This is a genomic window from Mesorhizobium sp. M0571, assembly GCF_040320985.1.
Lineage (GTDB): Bacteria > Pseudomonadota > Alphaproteobacteria > Rhizobiales > Rhizobiaceae > Mesorhizobium.
Map to the genome: position 1 here is coordinate 21,871 of NZ_JAMYQT010000016.1, position 15,159 is coordinate 37,029.

Annotated in this window: 16 protein-coding genes and 2 tRNA genes; 5 read left to right on the forward strand and 13 right to left on the reverse strand. The window is 63.6% G+C overall.

The window, feature by feature from the left end:
• The first annotated feature begins 201 nt into the window (after window positions 1-201).
• From NKI85_RS19620 to rbsK, 3 genes are read left to right on the forward strand one after another with little or no spacing between them, the layout of a single operon-like run.
• Window positions 202-1,260: an ABC transporter ATP-binding protein gene (locus NKI85_RS19620; RefSeq protein WP_352777642.1), complete on the forward strand. Its 1,059-nt coding sequence runs from the start codon at window positions 202-204 to the stop codon at window positions 1,258-1,260.
• Between the two features lie 32 nt (window positions 1,261-1,292).
• Window positions 1,293-1,745, forward strand: a complete 453-nt coding sequence (locus tag NKI85_RS19625; RefSeq protein WP_352528747.1) for an RbsD/FucU family protein — start codon at window positions 1,293-1,295, stop codon at window positions 1,743-1,745.
• Between the two features lie 4 nt (window positions 1,746-1,749).
• The gene (gene rbsK / locus NKI85_RS19630) at window positions 1,750-2,676 is read left to right on the forward strand and encodes a ribokinase (RefSeq protein ID WP_352528749.1); all 927 of its coding nucleotides are present in this window, start codon (window positions 1,750-1,752) and stop codon (window positions 2,674-2,676) included.
• A gap of 205 nt (window positions 2,677-2,881) precedes the next feature.
• Here the strand turns inward: rbsK and NKI85_RS19635 are convergent.
• Window positions 2,882-2,958 (reverse strand) — tRNA-Asp (locus NKI85_RS19635).
• Window positions 2,959-3,174: 216 nt separating this feature from the next.
• On the opposite strand from NKI85_RS19635, the gene NKI85_RS19640 reads away from it, so the two are divergent.
• Window positions 3,175-3,250 (forward strand) — tRNA-Val (locus tag NKI85_RS19640).
• A 344-nt stretch (window positions 3,251-3,594) separates the two neighbouring features.
• Entirely contained in the window at window positions 3,595-3,984 is a 390-nt protein-coding gene (locus tag NKI85_RS19645; RefSeq protein ID WP_352528751.1) for a hypothetical protein, read from the forward strand.
• Window positions 3,985-4,163: 179 nt separating this feature from the next.
• On the opposite strand, the gene NKI85_RS19650 is transcribed toward NKI85_RS19645, so the two are convergent.
• The 12 genes from NKI85_RS19650 to NKI85_RS19705 form a co-directional block, all read right to left on the reverse strand.
• Window positions 4,164-4,820 carry a GNAT family N-acetyltransferase gene (locus tag NKI85_RS19650; protein WP_352777526.1) on the reverse strand — a complete coding sequence of 219 codons (657 nt, stop codon included), beginning with the start codon at window positions 4,818-4,820 and terminating at the stop codon, window positions 4,164-4,166.
• Window positions 4,817-5,602, reverse strand: coding sequence for an SDR family oxidoreductase (locus tag NKI85_RS19655; protein ID WP_352528755.1), 786 nt, complete (start codon window positions 5,600-5,602; stop codon window positions 4,817-4,819). The genes NKI85_RS19650 and NKI85_RS19655 overlap by 4 nt, the downstream gene beginning before the upstream one ends.
• Complete coding sequence (locus tag NKI85_RS19660) at window positions 5,599-6,594, reverse strand: ABC transporter permease (protein WP_254817612.1); 996 nt, start codon at window positions 6,592-6,594, stop codon at window positions 5,599-5,601. Before NKI85_RS19660 ends, NKI85_RS19655 begins: the two co-directional genes overlap by 4 nt.
• A 163-nt stretch (window positions 6,595-6,757) precedes the next feature.
• Window positions 6,758-7,798, reverse strand: coding sequence for a sugar ABC transporter substrate-binding protein (locus tag NKI85_RS19665; protein WP_352528757.1), 1,041 nt, complete (start codon window positions 7,796-7,798; stop codon window positions 6,758-6,760).
• Window positions 7,799-7,837: 39 nt separating this feature from the next.
• The gene (locus NKI85_RS19670; RefSeq protein ID WP_352528759.1) at window positions 7,838-8,602 is read right to left on the reverse strand and encodes an ATP-binding cassette domain-containing protein; all 765 of its coding nucleotides are present in this window, start codon (window positions 8,600-8,602) and stop codon (window positions 7,838-7,840) included.
• On the reverse strand, window positions 8,599-9,765 hold the full coding sequence (locus NKI85_RS19675) for an ROK family transcriptional regulator (protein WP_352528761.1): 1,167 nt from the start codon (window positions 9,763-9,765) through the stop codon (window positions 8,599-8,601). Before NKI85_RS19675 ends, NKI85_RS19670 begins: the two co-directional genes overlap by 4 nt.
• A 117-nt stretch (window positions 9,766-9,882) precedes the next feature.
• Complete coding sequence (locus NKI85_RS19680; protein WP_352528763.1) at window positions 9,883-10,638, reverse strand: ABC transporter permease; 756 nt, start codon at window positions 10,636-10,638, stop codon at window positions 9,883-9,885.
• Window positions 10,635-11,408 (reverse strand): ABC transporter ATP-binding protein, encoded by a 774-nt coding sequence (locus NKI85_RS19685; protein WP_352528764.1) that lies wholly within the window; start codon window positions 11,406-11,408, stop codon window positions 10,635-10,637. Before NKI85_RS19685 ends, NKI85_RS19680 begins: the two co-directional genes overlap by 4 nt.
• On the reverse strand, window positions 11,408-12,436 hold the full coding sequence (locus NKI85_RS19690; RefSeq protein WP_352528809.1) for an ABC transporter substrate-binding protein: 1,029 nt from the start codon (window positions 12,434-12,436) through the stop codon (window positions 11,408-11,410). The genes NKI85_RS19685 and NKI85_RS19690 overlap by 1 nt, the downstream gene beginning before the upstream one ends.
• Window positions 12,437-12,528: 92 nt before the next feature.
• Window positions 12,529-12,966, reverse strand: coding sequence for a VOC family protein (locus tag NKI85_RS19695; RefSeq protein WP_352528766.1), 438 nt, complete (start codon window positions 12,964-12,966; stop codon window positions 12,529-12,531).
• Window positions 12,967-12,968: 2 nt separating this feature from the next.
• Window positions 12,969-13,709 (reverse strand): FadR/GntR family transcriptional regulator, encoded by a 741-nt coding sequence (locus NKI85_RS19700; protein ID WP_352528768.1) that lies wholly within the window; start codon window positions 13,707-13,709, stop codon window positions 12,969-12,971.
• Entirely contained in the window at window positions 13,706-15,142 is a 1,437-nt protein-coding gene (locus NKI85_RS19705) for an FAD-binding oxidoreductase (protein WP_352777532.1), read from the reverse strand. The genes NKI85_RS19700 and NKI85_RS19705 overlap by 4 nt, the downstream gene beginning before the upstream one ends.
• Between the last annotated feature and the right edge of the window lie 17 nt (window positions 15,143-15,159).

Below are 15,159 nucleotides of genomic sequence, written 5' to 3' on the forward strand. Positions count from 1 at the left end.
CCGAATTCTCCCTCCCGCGACGCTTCGCATTGAGTGCCGGACAAGCGTGCCGGTGCGCCCGGAACAGGGTCATAAGCCGAGCACCGTCACTATTCGCACAACGAAGTGCGGTGTCAACGTGAATGGGTTTTTTATCTATAAGAGACTGACTTGCCCTCGCCGTTTGCGTTGTTTAGCTTCACGGCAACCGAAGGGGGAATGATGGCTCAAGTCGCGATCCGCAATGTGGCCAAGGCGTTCGGAGCCGTCAAGGTTCTGCACGATGTCAGCGTCGACATCGCCGATGGGCAATTCGTGGTGCTGGTCGGCCCTTCGGGCTGCGGCAAGTCCACGCTGCTGAGGATGGTGGCCGGGCTGGAAACCGTTTCCGGTGGCACCATCGCCATCGGCGAGCGCGTCGTCAATCATCTGCCGCCGGCCAAGCGCGACATCGCCATGGTGTTCCAGAACTACGCGCTCTATCCGCACAAGACGGTGGAGCAGAACATGGCCTTTGCTCTCAAGCTGCGCAAAACCGACCCGGCGGTGGTCACTGAGCGGGTCAAGCGCGCCGCCGATATCCTCGACCTCAACCCCTACCTCAAGCGCTATCCGCGCCAGCTCTCCGGCGGCCAGCGCCAGCGCGTCGCCATGGGCCGCGCTATCGTCCGCAATCCGCAGGTGTTCCTGTTCGACGAGCCGCTCTCCAATCTCGACGCCAAGCTGCGTGTCCAGATGCGCACCGAGATCAAGGAACTGCATCAACGACTGAAGACCACCACCATCTACGTCACCCACGACCAGATCGAGGCCATGACCATGGCCGACAAGATCGTGGTGATGCGCGACGGTCGCATCGAGCAGGTCGGCGCGCCGTTGGAATTGTTCGACCGGCCGGCCAATCTGTTTGTCGCCGGCTTCATCGGCTCGCCCTCGATGAACCTGCTCAAGGGCGTCGTGCGCAAGGGCGACAAGCCCGTCGTCGAGATCGCCGGGACGCCGTTCCCGATCGCCTCGAGCAATACCGTGGAAGATGGCCGCAATGTCGTCTACGGCGTGCGGCCCGAGCATCTCGAAATCCATCCCGATGGTGTTCCGGCGAAGATTTCGGTGGTCGAGCCGACCGGTTCCGAAACGCTGGTCTTCCTGCGCTTCGGCGAGGGCGAGATGGTGGCATTGTTCCGCGAGCGCCACGACTTCAAGCCGGGCGACACACTGCACCTGAAACCGCGGCTCGACCAGGTGCATCTCTTCGACGCAGAGACCGGCAAGCGGCTCTGATTTCGCCCCCAGCAAGCCTCGCGAGGAATACCATGCTCAAAGGAATCAATCCGCTGCTCAATGCCGATGTGCTGCAGGCGCTGCGGGCGATGGGCCACGGCGACGATTTGATTATCGCCGACACCAATTTCCCGTCCGATTCCGTGGCGCGCCAGACCGTGCTTGGCAGACTGCTGCGCATCGATGCGCCGGCGGCCGACGTGGCCAAGGCGGTGCTGTCGCTCTATCCGCTGGACACCTTCGTTGACGATGCGGCTGCCCGCATGGAGATCGTCGGCAAGCCGGACGAAATTCCCGCCGTGCAGAAGGAAGTGCAAAAAGAGATCGACACCGCCGAGGGCAAGGCCTGGCCGATGATCTCGGTCGAGCGCTACGCCTTCTACGAACGCGCCAAGAAGGCCTATTGCGTCATCCAGACCGGCGAGCGCCGCTTCTACGGCTGCTTCGCATTCCGCAAGGGCGTCGTGCCGCCGGATGCGGAGTAGCGATATGCCGGGCAGACCGATCGTCATACTGGGCGTCTTCGTCGCCGACACCGCCTACCGCGCCGCCCGCCAGCCGCGCATGGGAGAGACGATCCTGGGTACGTCCTTCACACTCGGCCCCGGCGGCAAGGGCTCGAACCAGGCCGTGGCGGCCGGCCGGCTCGGCGCCGACGTCACCTTCCTGACCCGCCTCGGCGTCGATCCCTTCGCCGATATGGCGAGGCAGACCTGGTCGCAGGCGGGCGTGAAAAGCGCCGTCGTCGAGACGCCGCAGAGCTATACCGGTGCGGCCTATATCTTCATCGAGGAGACGAGCGGCAACAACGCCATCATCGTCAGTCCCGGCGCGGCGATGCTGATCTCGCCCGCCGACATCGAGGCAAATGCCGGGCTGATCCGCGCGGCCGGAATCTTCGTCACCCAGCTCGAACAGCCGATCGAGGCGGCGATGCGGGCGCTGGAAATCGCGCGCGGGGCAGGGGTGACCACCATCCTCAACCCGGCGCCGGCGGCAAAGCTTCCGGACCGCATCTATACGCTTTGCGACTATGTCACCCCCAACGAGACCGAGGCCGAGGAGCTGACCGGTATCAAGGTTTCCTCCATCGACGATGCCCGCCGCGCCGCTGACAATCTGCTCGAGAAGGGCGTTGGCGCCGCCATCGTGACGCTCGGCGAAAAGGGTGCGCTGCTGCACACGGCCGATCGTTCCGAGCATGCCGCTGCGGTCGCTGCCGGCCCGGTGGTCGAGACCACAGGCGCTGGCGACGCCTTCAACGGCGGCCTGGCGGCAGCGCTGTCGAGAGGGATCGAACCCTTGCAGGCGGTACGCTTCGCCTGCGCCGTCGCCGGCATTTCGGTGACGCGCCCAGGCACCGCGCCGTCGATGCCGACGCTGCAGGAAGTCGAGGCGCTGCTCGCCAAGGGGTGAGGCCGTAGCTGCGGGACCAGACTGTGGGCGGGGAGCTGTTGTCTTCTGGCTCGGCCGCAAGCAAGCAGGGCTGGTAGGTTGATGTATGAGAATCAATCTCAGATTCGAAAGCAATGAATCTGGATTACCTCATGAAAAAAGACGGTTTTTGACAATCAACGTCGACATTTCTCCGACATCAAGGGGCCGTGACCCCAAGGAGAAATGGCGCGAGTGACGGGGCTCGAACCCGCGACCTCCGGCGTGACAGGCCGGCACTCTAACCAACTGAGCTACACCCGCGCATTGACGAGCACGTGTCAGCCGTGTTCGTCGTTGGGGCGGTGGATAAGGGGTAAGCCACCGGGTGTCAAGCGGACCCGGACAGCATAACGGCAAACAGCAGAAGGTTTTTTGACAAGCAGAACTTTGTTGCCGAAACCGGCTCCTGGCCAAGCCGCTGGCCGCTCATTTGGCCTTGCGAAGCCGGTCCTAACTGCTTAAAGGTCCGCCCGGAGCGGGCGATTAGCTCAGTTGGTAGAGCGCTTCGTTTACACCGAAGATGTCGGCGGTTCGAGCCCGTCATCGCCCACCATTTTCCGCGATGTGTTCAATCCAGACATGTCCGTGCAACATCAGGTTCATATGCCTGCACTGCAGGAGAATCGCCCAATCGGCGTTGGTCGACGCAGCCCCACTGGCAGTCCATTTCTGCCAATCTGCGTGCACCGGGGCTACACCCCTCATGCTGACCGTCCCGGCGCAACCTCTGATCGCAACCAATGGATTCGTCGTTGTTGCCGTATCTTCCGCTCGCAAACGCTTCACGGCCCGGGTGAGACGCATCCGACCACTACGCAACTCGGACTTTGGTCTGATTCGAACTGTCTTTCCGTAAGGACTTAAGTCTGACCTGCTTGCCTCCCATAAGGCAAACGATTGCCGAAAGTTAAAACTTGCAGTATTTTACTGCACATGGGCACGGGCGGGAGCGAAGATATTCCTGGATGGCTTACGAGTCATCTTCCTAATGATGCCGTGATCGCAGGAGATCTCGCGGATAAGATATCGAAGGAGGCTGAAAAAAACCGGCTTCCAGGCGAATGGGTTGTGAAGACAACCCCTAGCGAAGAAGACACCTTTAAGAAGGAAAAAGTTGAACCTCATCCCCGCGCCACGGTTGCAGGAATCTTTGCCAGAGGCTCATTCCTCGCGTTAGTGGTATTAACCATTTATCTGCTTTATGTGTTCTCCATTGTGGTCGGCGAAACAGTCGCGGATGTTCCTCTGCCCCACGCTGAACTAGTAGACGCTCCGCCAAGACTCTGATTAGCCGCACCGCGTTGATGCGGCGGCCCTTCAATGTCCGTTGCCGCGACGAAGGTTTGGTTCGTGCGGCAAAGGTGTTTCGCGCGGGGCAACTTGTTGCTGCAGCACCGCAGCATTGTACTTCTATAAACCTCCCGGTCACTGTGTTCCGTGCAACTCATGCAATTGCTTGCCGCGGCTCAGCCTGCAGCTTCCGCCGCATGAGCAAGCCGTTTTGCAACAAAGATGCAATGCTTCGGCGGATCAGCGTCCTGCAGCACCTCGAAGCCGATCGCCTTGTAGAACTTCAGCGCACCGTGATTGTGCGGCATAACTTCGAGGTGGACGCCGGTTGAGCCGCTCGCCGCAAGCCGCTGCTCGAGAAATTCCATCGCGCGCCTGCCGACGCCTTTTCCGCATGCTTGCGGCAACAGGTCGATATGGCCGTGCGACGGGTAGCGGCCAGCACAGGCGGGGACAGCGAAATCGGGATGATGGATCTGGTGCCGCGCCCAATCGCTGCCGCGCCAATGCGAGCTGTCGGGTCCGGGTTCAGCCACGCGACCCTGCAGTGCCGGGTACCAGTTTGTCGCCAGGCTGGCATTGAAAGCGGCTGTGTCGGCTGCGCCAAGCAGATATCCGGCCGGACCTGTGGACCCATCGACAATGAGGGCCAGCTCGGGTTCGAGGACCTGGTAGGGGATGGTGTAGACGAGGCCGAGCAGATCCGGGTCGTCCTCGCGGCCGCTGGCGTCCTTGCCGGCGTCGCCGGTCTTGAGGCAGATCATCGCAAGTGCCGGATGATCGGCGGCGGTCGCCCGGCGCAGGAAGAAACCGCCGCCGAAATCGAGGATCATGGCGGCAGCAGCCGGAAATCCTTGCCCTCGGGCAAAAGCTGCCCGCCGTCGACGATGATGGTCGTGCCGGTGATGTAGCTGGCGTCGTCCGAGGCCAGGAACAGGAAGGCGTTGGCCACGTCGCGCGGGCTGCCGAGGCGGCCGAGCGGGATCGCGTCTTCCATGTTCTTGATGAAGGCCGCACCGCGATGCTGCTCTATGCCTTCGGTGAGGATATTGCCGGGCTCGACGCCGTTGACGGTGATGCCATAGCCCGAGAATTCGAGCGCGGCCGAACGGATCAGCCCGTTGATGCCGGCTTTGGTCGCCGAATAATGGCCGTGACCGGGGCTGGTGACATGCGGGCCGGTGATTGAGGAGGTGAACAGCATGCGGCCAAAATGCTGCGCCTTCATCGGCACCAGCGCCGCGCGTGCGGCGATGAAGCTGCCACGCAAGTTCACCGCCATGACCCGGTCCCAGTCGTCGGGACTGGTGTTTTCCAGCAATTGCCAGGGATAGATGCCGGCATTCTGGACCATGATGTCGAGCCGGCCGTGACGGTCGAGCGCCAGCGCCACGGCGGCCTGCGCATCGGCCATCTGCGAGATGTCGGTGCAGATGAATGCGGCACCGAGTTCATCCGCGGCCGCTTGCCCGGCCTCAACCTCGGTATCGGCCAGGACGAGCTTCGCGCCCTCCTCGGCAAAGCGCTGTGCGATCGCCTTGCCAATGCCGCGGGCCGCGCCGATGACCAGCGCCACCTTGCCAAAAAGTCTCACGGTTTGCGGTCGGCTGCTCATGCCAGCCTCTGGCGGATGGTTTGCTTGAACGCGTCGAGCAGCACTGCGGCGAGCACCAGCAGGCCGTGGATCACCTGGGTGAAGTTGGCCGGCAGACCCATCAGGTTGATCGCCGTATTGATGGCCGAGAGCAGCAGCACGCCGGCATAGACGCCGGGCAAGGTGCCGACGCCGCCTTTCAGGCTGACGCCGCCGATGACGACCGCGGCGAAGGCGTTGAACAACAGGCCGACACCGAGATTGGCGGTGGCGCCGGAGGTGCGGATCGCCAGCAGCCAGCCGGCAAGGCCGGCAATGGCACCGGCGAGAACGAAGGCTATGACCAGGTTGCGATTGACGCGGATGCCGGCGCGGAAGGTCGCCGTCTCGTTGCCGCCGATCATGACGAGATGTCTGCCAAAAGGTGTCTTGGCCATGATCAGCGAGAAGACGATGAAACAGGCGATGGCGATCCAGGCGGTCAGCGGCAGGCCGCCCAGGCGCTGGATGGCGAACCAGCGGATTGCCGGCGCAAGGTCCTGTGCCGAGCGGCCGCCGGAAATGACCAGCACCAGGCCGCGCACCCAGATGTAGGAGGCCAGCGTGATGATAAAGGCGCTCATCTTCACCTTGACCACCAGGTAGCCGTTGATGACGCCGATGAGGCCGCCGACGGCAAGGGCGATGAGTAGCGAAACCGGAACCATCAGCCATTGCGGCTGCAACTGGATGCCAAGGCCGATGCCCGATGAGCAGAACAGGATGCCGACCGCCATGGCGCTGAGCGCCGCCACCGATTCGACCGACAGGTCCATATGGCCGGCGATGATGACCAGCGCCAGGCCGATCGACATGACGCCGAGCACGCTCGACGCCTCGATGATGTTGGCGAAGATGCCGAGTTGAAAATAGTTCGGGATGAGGATGGAAAAGACCACCAGTACGAAGACCAGCATGAACCAGACGAGATTGTCGAGGATGAACTCGAGGGTTTGGCGCGTGCGGGGGTTCATCTGCGGATCCGGTTGGCGCGTCACCCCGAAAAACCACTCGGTCTTCGGAAAGATCAGGCGCGGTTGAAAATTGCTGCAGCGTTCCCATGCGCGTCCGTTCTAACGCGCACAGCTGCAGGGCTGGACTCCGGGCCGGCGTGGCCCGGAGCGCTTGGCGACTTTGCTATTCGACCGGCTTTACGGTGTCCGAGGGCGGCTTCATGTTGCCCCAGAAGGCCGGGTTATCGACATTTTCCTTGGTGATCGCAGCGCCGGGGATCTTGATGTTCGGCCCCCAGGCTTCCTTGGTCACGGTCGACTTCAGGCCGAGCACGTCGTATTCGCCGGGCTTGATCTCCTGCTTGTTGACCGCCTTGTCCATGAACATGGCGACGGCAGCGGCCTGGGCATAGAGCGGCTGCTCGACTTCGACGTTGAGCCAGCCCTTGCGGATCAGGTCGAGGCCGACCGGAGCGCCGTTCGAGCTCATCAGCATGACGTCGCCTGGTTTCTTGCCGGCCGCCTCGAGCGAGGCGACGGCAGCGACCGAGAGGTGCGCCGCATGGCTGAAGATCAGGTCGATATCAGGGTTGGCGAGAATCTGGTCGTTGACGATGGTCCCGGCCGCATCCGCCGCCCATTGCATGGCCGGCAGCGAGATGATCTTGACGTCCGGGAATGCCTTCATCTTCTCCTCGAAACCCTTCTGGATATCGAGCGTGTAGGGGTCGCCCGGATCGCCGAGCACCTGCAGGATCTTGCCCTTCACCGAGCCGTTCTTCGCGGTCAGGAGTTTTTGCGCCTGATCGGCGGCGACGTAGCCGATCTCGACGGTTCCGGCCACCGAGGTAAAGTCGGACGGGGTCGAAGTGATCTGGCGGTCGAACTCGACGACCGGGATGCCGGCGGCGCGGGCGGCCTCGATCGATGGTTTCAGCGCATTGAAATCGACGGCGGCAAGGATGATCGCCGCCGGCTTCAGCGCGATGACGTCGTTCATCTGCGATTGCTGAGCGTCGGTCTTGTTGTCGGCGTTCAGCGTCTTCATCTCGTAGCCGACCTGCTTCAGGAACAATTCCAGCGCGCTCACCGAGCCGGTCTGGAACTCATCGAGCAATGTCGGCACCATATAATAGACGGTGCCCTTGGACTGGGCGAATGCCGGCGTGAGCGTGGCAAAGGCCAGTGCCAGGATACCGAAGACGGAAAGAAGTATTTTCTTCATGTCGTTCGCTCCTCTTGCGCCGGACCCCTCATTTGTCCCTCAGCTCGCCGGTCCGGCACCGGCGAGCGTCTCTCCGGTGATCATGTTGATCACCGCGTCGGGACTTGTTTTGCTGCGTGCGACGTCGCCCGCCACGACGCCTTGCCGGATCACCACGATCCGGTCGGCGACCTGGAAGGCCTGTTGCATGATATGGGTGATGATGACGACGCCGATGCCCTGGCTCGCCACCTGGCGGATCATGTCGAGGCCGCGCCGCGTCTGCTCGACGCCAAGGGCTGCGAACGGCTCGTCGAGAAGCACCAGCTTGCCGCCAAAATGCACGAACCGGTTGAGTTCGATGGCCTGCCGCTGACCGCCCGAGAGGTGCTCGACATTGGTTCTGAGTGATGGGATGCGCGTGCCGGCGCTGGCCAGCGCCTTTTCGACGACCTGCTCCATGGCGGGTTCGTCGAGCACCGGAATGCCGAGAACCTTCCTGGTGATCTCGCGGCCCATGAAGAAATTGGCGACCACGTCGACATTGGTGCAAAGCGACAGGTCCTGGTAGACGGTCTCGATCCCCGCGGCCTTGGCCTCGGCGGGGGATTTGGCGAGGAATTCCTTGCCTTCGAACAGCATCCGGCCGGAGGTCGGCTCGAGGCCGCCGGCGATGATCTTGACCAGCGTCGATTTGCCGGCGCCGTTGTCGCCGAGAAGCGCCACCACTTCGCCCTTGCCGATCGAGAAGCTGATGCCTTTCAGCGCTTCGATCGCGCCATAGTTCTTGGTGACGTTGTCGAGCACCAGCAGCGGTTCGCTCATGCGGCGATCCCCTTATTATGCAGGAGGTCTCGCCCGCGCTCGCGCTCGGCGGTGAAGATCTGGCCAAAGCGCGGCGAAAGCACCCCTGAGACGGCAAGTGCGGCGGCGCCGCGCAACACCGCATGCTGGCCGCCGCGCGCGACGCTGACGCGAGGCGTTTTGCGGTCGCTTCGCGCCGAGACCGAGTTGGGCAGGTTCACAGCCGCGCCGGCCAGCCTTTCGAGCAGATCGGTGGAGGCCAGCCCGCCGAGGATGATGGTTTCGGGGTCGAACAGGTTTTCGATGATGGTGACGGCGTTGCGGAAGATCGGCGCGATTTCGCTGACCCAGTCGGCGTCGGCGATGTTGCGGCGGCGCAGCGCCTCGAGCGAGAGATACCGTTCGAGACAGCCGCGATTTCCGCAGGGGCAGGGTTCGCCGCCCGGCACCGCGGGGATGTGCCCGATCTCGCCGGCATTCCCCCAGGCGCCGCGTAGTGCGGCACCGTCATGCACCATGACGCCGCCGAGGCCGACGCCGAAATAGAGATAGTAATATTCGGAATATGCCGTCCCAAGGCCGTAGAGGCGCTCGCCGATGGCCGCGGCCGCCATGTCGGTTTCGAAAAAGGCGGGCAGCCCGGTCGATGCGGCCAGCCGCTCGCGCAGCGCCACGTCCTTCCAGCCGGTCATGGTGGTCGGCCCGACAAAGCTCATGGACTCCACGCCGAACGGGCCGGGCAAGGCCATGCCGATGCCGAGAACGCGGCCTCCGGGCCGCAACGCGGTCAGTTCGAGCACCATGGCGCCGATCAGCTCGAAGGCGTGGTTGGGCGTTGCATTGGAGGCTTGGCGGTAGGTGCTCTCGATCACGTCGCCGCTGAGGTTGATCAGGGCGGCGTTGATGCCCAGCGGGGTGACGTGGATGCCGACGGCATAGCCGCCTTCCGGATTGATCCGCAGCGTGGCCGGAGGCAAACCGCGCCCCTTGGGCTCTTCGCGCAGCGACAGCACGTAACCGTGCTCTTCCAACTCGCGAACGATGGTCGACACGGTCTGCACGGTGAGCCCGACCCGCCTGGCAATGTCGCCGCGGGCGATCGGCCCGTGAAGGCGGATGGATTCGAGCACGATGCGCCGATTATACGGCCGCCCGAACTCCTGATTGGTTCCCCGCAGTGCCATGCCTTGCGCCCTCGAGAGAGGCCAGACTGGCACCGAAGATTTATTCAGTCAAATGGAATTCAAAAATAATTGAGAGCCGTGCGGAGCGAACCTAGCTGATGGCCGCTCACGACATGGTCAGTAGCGGATGGCACGTCGCTCCAGCAGCACCACGATTGAGAACATCGCGATTGACAAGGACGACGACAGCACGATCGCCGCATAGAGCCGGTCCGACTGATAGTTGAAGGTCGCTTGGATGATGAGCGCGCCGAGACCTTTGTCCGACCCGATCCACTCGCCGACAATGGCGCCGATCACCGCCGTCGCCGAAGCGATTCTCAGCGAGGAGAACAACATCGGCAATGCTCTTGGCAGGCGCAGACTCCAGAATATTTCCCACCGCGTAGCCGATAGCACGCGGAACAGTTCGTGCTCGTTGTCGCTGGCCGAGTCCAGCCCCCGGATCATGTTGACCAGTGTCGGGAAGAAGCAGATCACCGCCGCGATCACGATCTTCGGCGTCATGCCGAGCCCGAAGATCAGGATGATGATCGGCGACAGCGCCAGGATGGGAATGGTGTTGAAGAACAGCACGATCGGAAAATACGCGGCCTGCAGGATGCGGCTGTGCACGAACAGCACCGCCAGCAGCACACCGGCGAGATTGCCGATGAAAAATCCTGCCAGCGCCTCGATCAGCGTCGGCCAGAGGTTGCTGAGCAGCAAAGCAAGACTCCTCTGGAACACGCCTGATATGGCCGTCGGCGTCGGCACGATATAGGCCGGCACGCCGAGCCATGGCAGCACGAACTGCCAGGCGATCAGGATCGAGGCCGCGCCAAAAACGGGCAGAGCGACGGCCAGCGCCGATGGCAAGGGCGCCTGCCTCATGAGGCCTGCTCCAGCGCGCCGCGCAGTTCGGCCATCACGGCAACGATCGCCGGATCCTCGCGCGAACAGCGGTTGCCCTCCTGCTTGAACGGCCGCATATCGAGGTCCCTGGCCAGGCGGCCCGGATTGGCGGCGAGAACGATGACCCGTTCTCCGAGATAGACGGCTTCGGCGATCGAATGAGTAACGAAAAGGATGGTCGCGCCGGTGCGCCGCCACAACGACAGAAGCTCGTCGTTGAGACGGTCGCGGGTGATCTCGTCCAGCGCGCCGAAAGGCTCGTCCATCAAAAGCAGCCTGGGTTGCCCAAGCAGTGCCCGGGCTATCGCCACGCGCTGGCGCTGGCCGCCGGACAATTGGTGCGGCAGACGCTCGCCGAACCCGGCAAGCCCCATCAGATCAAGCAGTTCGTCGGTTCGGTCGTCTATTGTCCGGGTAAGCCGGCCTTGTCCGACATCGAGCGGCAGGTGCACGTTGTCGCGCACGGTGCGCCAGGGCAGCAGGGTCGAGTCCTGGAAGACGAAACCGACGTCGCGCCGCGAACGGACCGCATGCGGTGTGTCGCCAAGCACGCTGATCGAGCCGCTGAGCGGATCGAGCAGGTCCGCAACCACACGGAGCAGGGTCGACTTGCCGCATCCCGAAGGTCCAAGGATCGACAGGAAGGAGCCGGCCGCGACCGACAAGTCGAGACCGGTGAGCACTTTCACCGCCGGCTGCCGGCCGCCATAGCCGACATCCAGGCCGCGGGCCTCGATCGCGTTCGCCATCAAGCGGCGGGCGCGTCGAGCTTGGGTCGGTCGGCGGCCGACAATTCGAGTATTTTGGTGGTGTAGACGTCGGCTGCCGCGGGCCGGCCGTTCGGGTATTGGCCGACCTTGTCCAGCAGCGCCAGCTGCTCCTCGATCGAGGCGGGATCGAAGGTTCCCCATCCGTCCTTGGCGGTTGCACCGTCGAAGGAGAGTTTCAGCACCAGATTGATCGTCTTCTGCTCCCACCCAAGGTCCATCTCCGGATAGGCCTCGACCATCTTCTTGACTGCTTCCTGCGGATTGGCGTGCACCCAGCCCCAGCCCTTGGCGACGGCGCCGATGAATTTCGCCAGCGTTTCCGCATCCTGTTCGATCGCGGTGTCGCTAGCGAAATAGACGTCGGCATAGGAGTTCAGCCCGAGATCGCGCACCAGAAGATCGATCCTGTCATCGCCGACGACGCTCAGCGCCTGGGTGTTGGTGATCCATCCGCCAATCGCGTCGACGTCGCCGCGCACCAGCGGCGCCTTGTCGAAGCCGACATTGACGACAGTGACCTCGGACGGATCGATGCCGTTCTTGGCCAGGATCTCATCGATGACGAAGCGCGCCGTCGGCTGGATGCCGATCTTCTTGCCCTTGAGATCGGCCACCCCGCGGATCGGCTTGGCAGGCTTCGAAGTGAAGGCATAAGGACCGGTGCGGAAGCCGCAGGCGATGATCTTCACCGGCACGCCGCTGGCGCGCGCCGCGTAGAGCTGGGGCGTTTCGGAAAACTGGCCGAGTTGCGCGGCCCCCGAAATCACCGGCGGCACCGTCGCTGCATTGGGACCGCCCGGGCTGAATTCCACCTCGAGGCCCACCTCCTTGAAATAACCGTTGGCGACCGCGGCGATGTCGCCGATCTGTCCGTTGGACATCAGCCAGTCGTACTGGATGACGACCTTTCCGGCAGCCCTGGCGCCCGGCGTCAGCACGAGCTGCATTCCGGCCGATGCTGCCGCGACGGCGGCGAAGCCGGCTTTCATGAAGCTGCGGCGGTTCATGTCGTAGTGCCTGTTCCCACTCATTTTTCGCTCCTGTTGCAAGACGTTCTCGTCTCTTCATTGCGCGCCGTTTCCCAGTGGCGCGGCGTCGTCTACGGCTGTTCGTCGTGATAGTCGCCGGGGCCGCCGTCGAGCCAGGCGTATAGTTCCCAAAGCGTGTCATCGGGATCGGTGAAATAGGCGCAGCGCGCATTCCAGACATAATCCTCCGGCGGGCCGTAGAAGGGCACGCCCTTGGCCGCCAGTTCGCCGTGGAGCCGGTCGATCTCGCCGGGCGCGTCAAGCCTGACCGCCACGCAGACCTTGTGCGCCTGGCGCGGCGACCTGAGTTTCGAGATGCCGGCGTGCCGGCTGATATGGTCGATCTCCCAGGCCGCCAGCGTGATCCCCTCGCCATGGAAGTCGGCAAAGCCCTCGGCGCGGCGCCGCAGGCGGAAGCCGAGTTTTTCGACATAGAATTCAACCGTCCGCTCGATATTCTCGACGAGCAGGCAGACGTCCGAAATCGCATGTGCGCCTCCGACCGGCATGGCTACCTCCCTGTGCTGCGCGCGAGGCGCGATGCCGGCAACTTGACGCCGACGCGACCGGCGGCGCCGACGATGTGGGCGCGCATCGCCGCCTCGGCGGCCGCGGGATCGCCGGCGACCAGTGCCTCGTAGATGCGCACATGCTCCCCGACATTGACTTCGACCAAGTCGTGCAGCGGATTGGTGAGGCGCGCGTAGTGGATCGAGCGGCGGATCTGCTCGCAAACGAAGGAAATAAAGGTGTGGATGTAATTGTTGCCGGTCGCCCGCGCGATCTCGCGATGAAACAGCAGGTCGGCGTCGATGCTGCCTTCTTCCCAGCGCTCCTCGCCGCTCATCCGGTCGAGCGCCGCCTTGATTGCGTCGAGGTGCTCCTGCCCGCGCCGTTCGGCGGCGAGCGCGGCTGACTCGGCTTCCAGTATGCAACGCAGCTCGAACAGCCGCTCCATATTCCCGGTCGCTTTCAGCGCCTCGCCGTCGATCCGGATCGACGCGCGCTGCTCTGGCGCCAGCACGAAGGCTCCGACGCCTTGCCTGGCTTCGATCATGCCATCGGCCCTGAGCTGGGCGATCGCCTCGCGCACCACGTTGCGGCTGACTCCGAATTTTTCCGAGAGCTGCTGCTCGGTCGGCAGCCGCGTGCCCGGATTGAGCTCGCCGGATTCGATCTCGCGGCTGAGGAATGCGGCGACGCGATGCGGCAGCGCCTCCACCGTGCCGATAGCGGCCAGTCTTTGCTTCATGGAAACGTCTCCGTCGATGGCAGAAGGCAGCCGGGATTCATCAACCCCTGAGGGTCGATCGTTGTTTTGAGCGCAGTGATGAGCCGGCGATGGGCAGGCGCCAGGCCGGCCCAGAAAGTGCGATGACGGGTGCGGCCGATACCGTGCTCGGCGCTGATCGAGCCGCCAAGCGCGCCGACGATCTGGTAGAGTCCGGCGGTGATCTCCGCGCCTTCGGCACGAGCTTCAGCCTCGGCGAGCCCGTGCGGTGGCAGGACGTTGAAATGGATATTGCCGTCGCCGGCATGGCCATACGCCTGCGGCAGCCAGCCGGGATGTTCCAGCACCACGAATTGGCGGGCCTGACCGATGAGGGCAGGGATGTCCGATATCCTGACCGCAAGGTCGGTGCGCACATGGTAGCCGCGCTTTGCCTGGCCCTCGACCAAGCCCTCGCGAATGGCCCAGAACGCCCTGGCCTGCGCGATGCTTTCAGCAAGGACGGCGTCGGCCACCAGACCGCTCTCCATGGCCCCGGCCAGGAAATCGGCCAGCATGGAGCGCAGGTCGACCGCAGCACTTGCGGAGAGTTCGATCAGCACGTGGACGGGAGCTTCGACCGGCGAAACGACGTCGGCGTCGATCAAGCGCGCGAGCTCGATGCACTCCGAACCAATGATCTCGAAGGCCGAAATCAGATCGGATGAGGCCCGGCGAGCCTGCCGGAACAGGGTGATGGCCGCTTCGAACGAAGCGAGACCGAGATAGGCGGTCTCGACCCGGATCGGTTTCGGAAACAGCTTGAGCTCGACGCCGGTGATGATGCCGAGCGTTCCTTCGCTGCCGATGAAAAGTTGCTTCAGGTCGTAGCCGCGATTGTCCTTGCGCAGGCCGGAAAAGCCGCTCCACAACTCGCCGTCGGGCAGGACGACTTCGAGGCCGAGGATGAGATCGCGCGCCATGCCATAGCGCAGCACGTTGGTACCGCCGGCATTGCTGGCCGCATTGCCGCCGATCTGGCAGCTTCCCTGCGCGCCGAGCGCCAGCGGAAACAGGCAATTCTGTGCCGCTGCCGCATCCTTGATGTGCTGCAGGATGCAGCCGGCGTCGGCCTGCAGGATGAAATTGTCGGCGTCGACGAGACGGATGCCGTTCAACCGCTCCAGACTGACGACCACCGCGCCACGGGTGTCGAGGTCGATTGCGCCCGCTACCAGTCCTGTGTTCCCGCCCTGTGGGATGATTCCGAGGCCGAGCGTACCGCAGAGCCGCACCACAGCCTGGACTTCGCTGACGCAAGCAGGCTTCAGCACCGCAAGGGCTCCGCCGCGATGATCCCCGGACCAGTCCCCAAGGTATTTCGCCATGCCGGCAGCGTCGGCGGCCACGCCGCTTTGTCCGACAGCGCCCTCCAGGGCATTCAGAATTTCAGGCGGGATACCATGAACGGTCATTACAAGCCTGTTGAGCT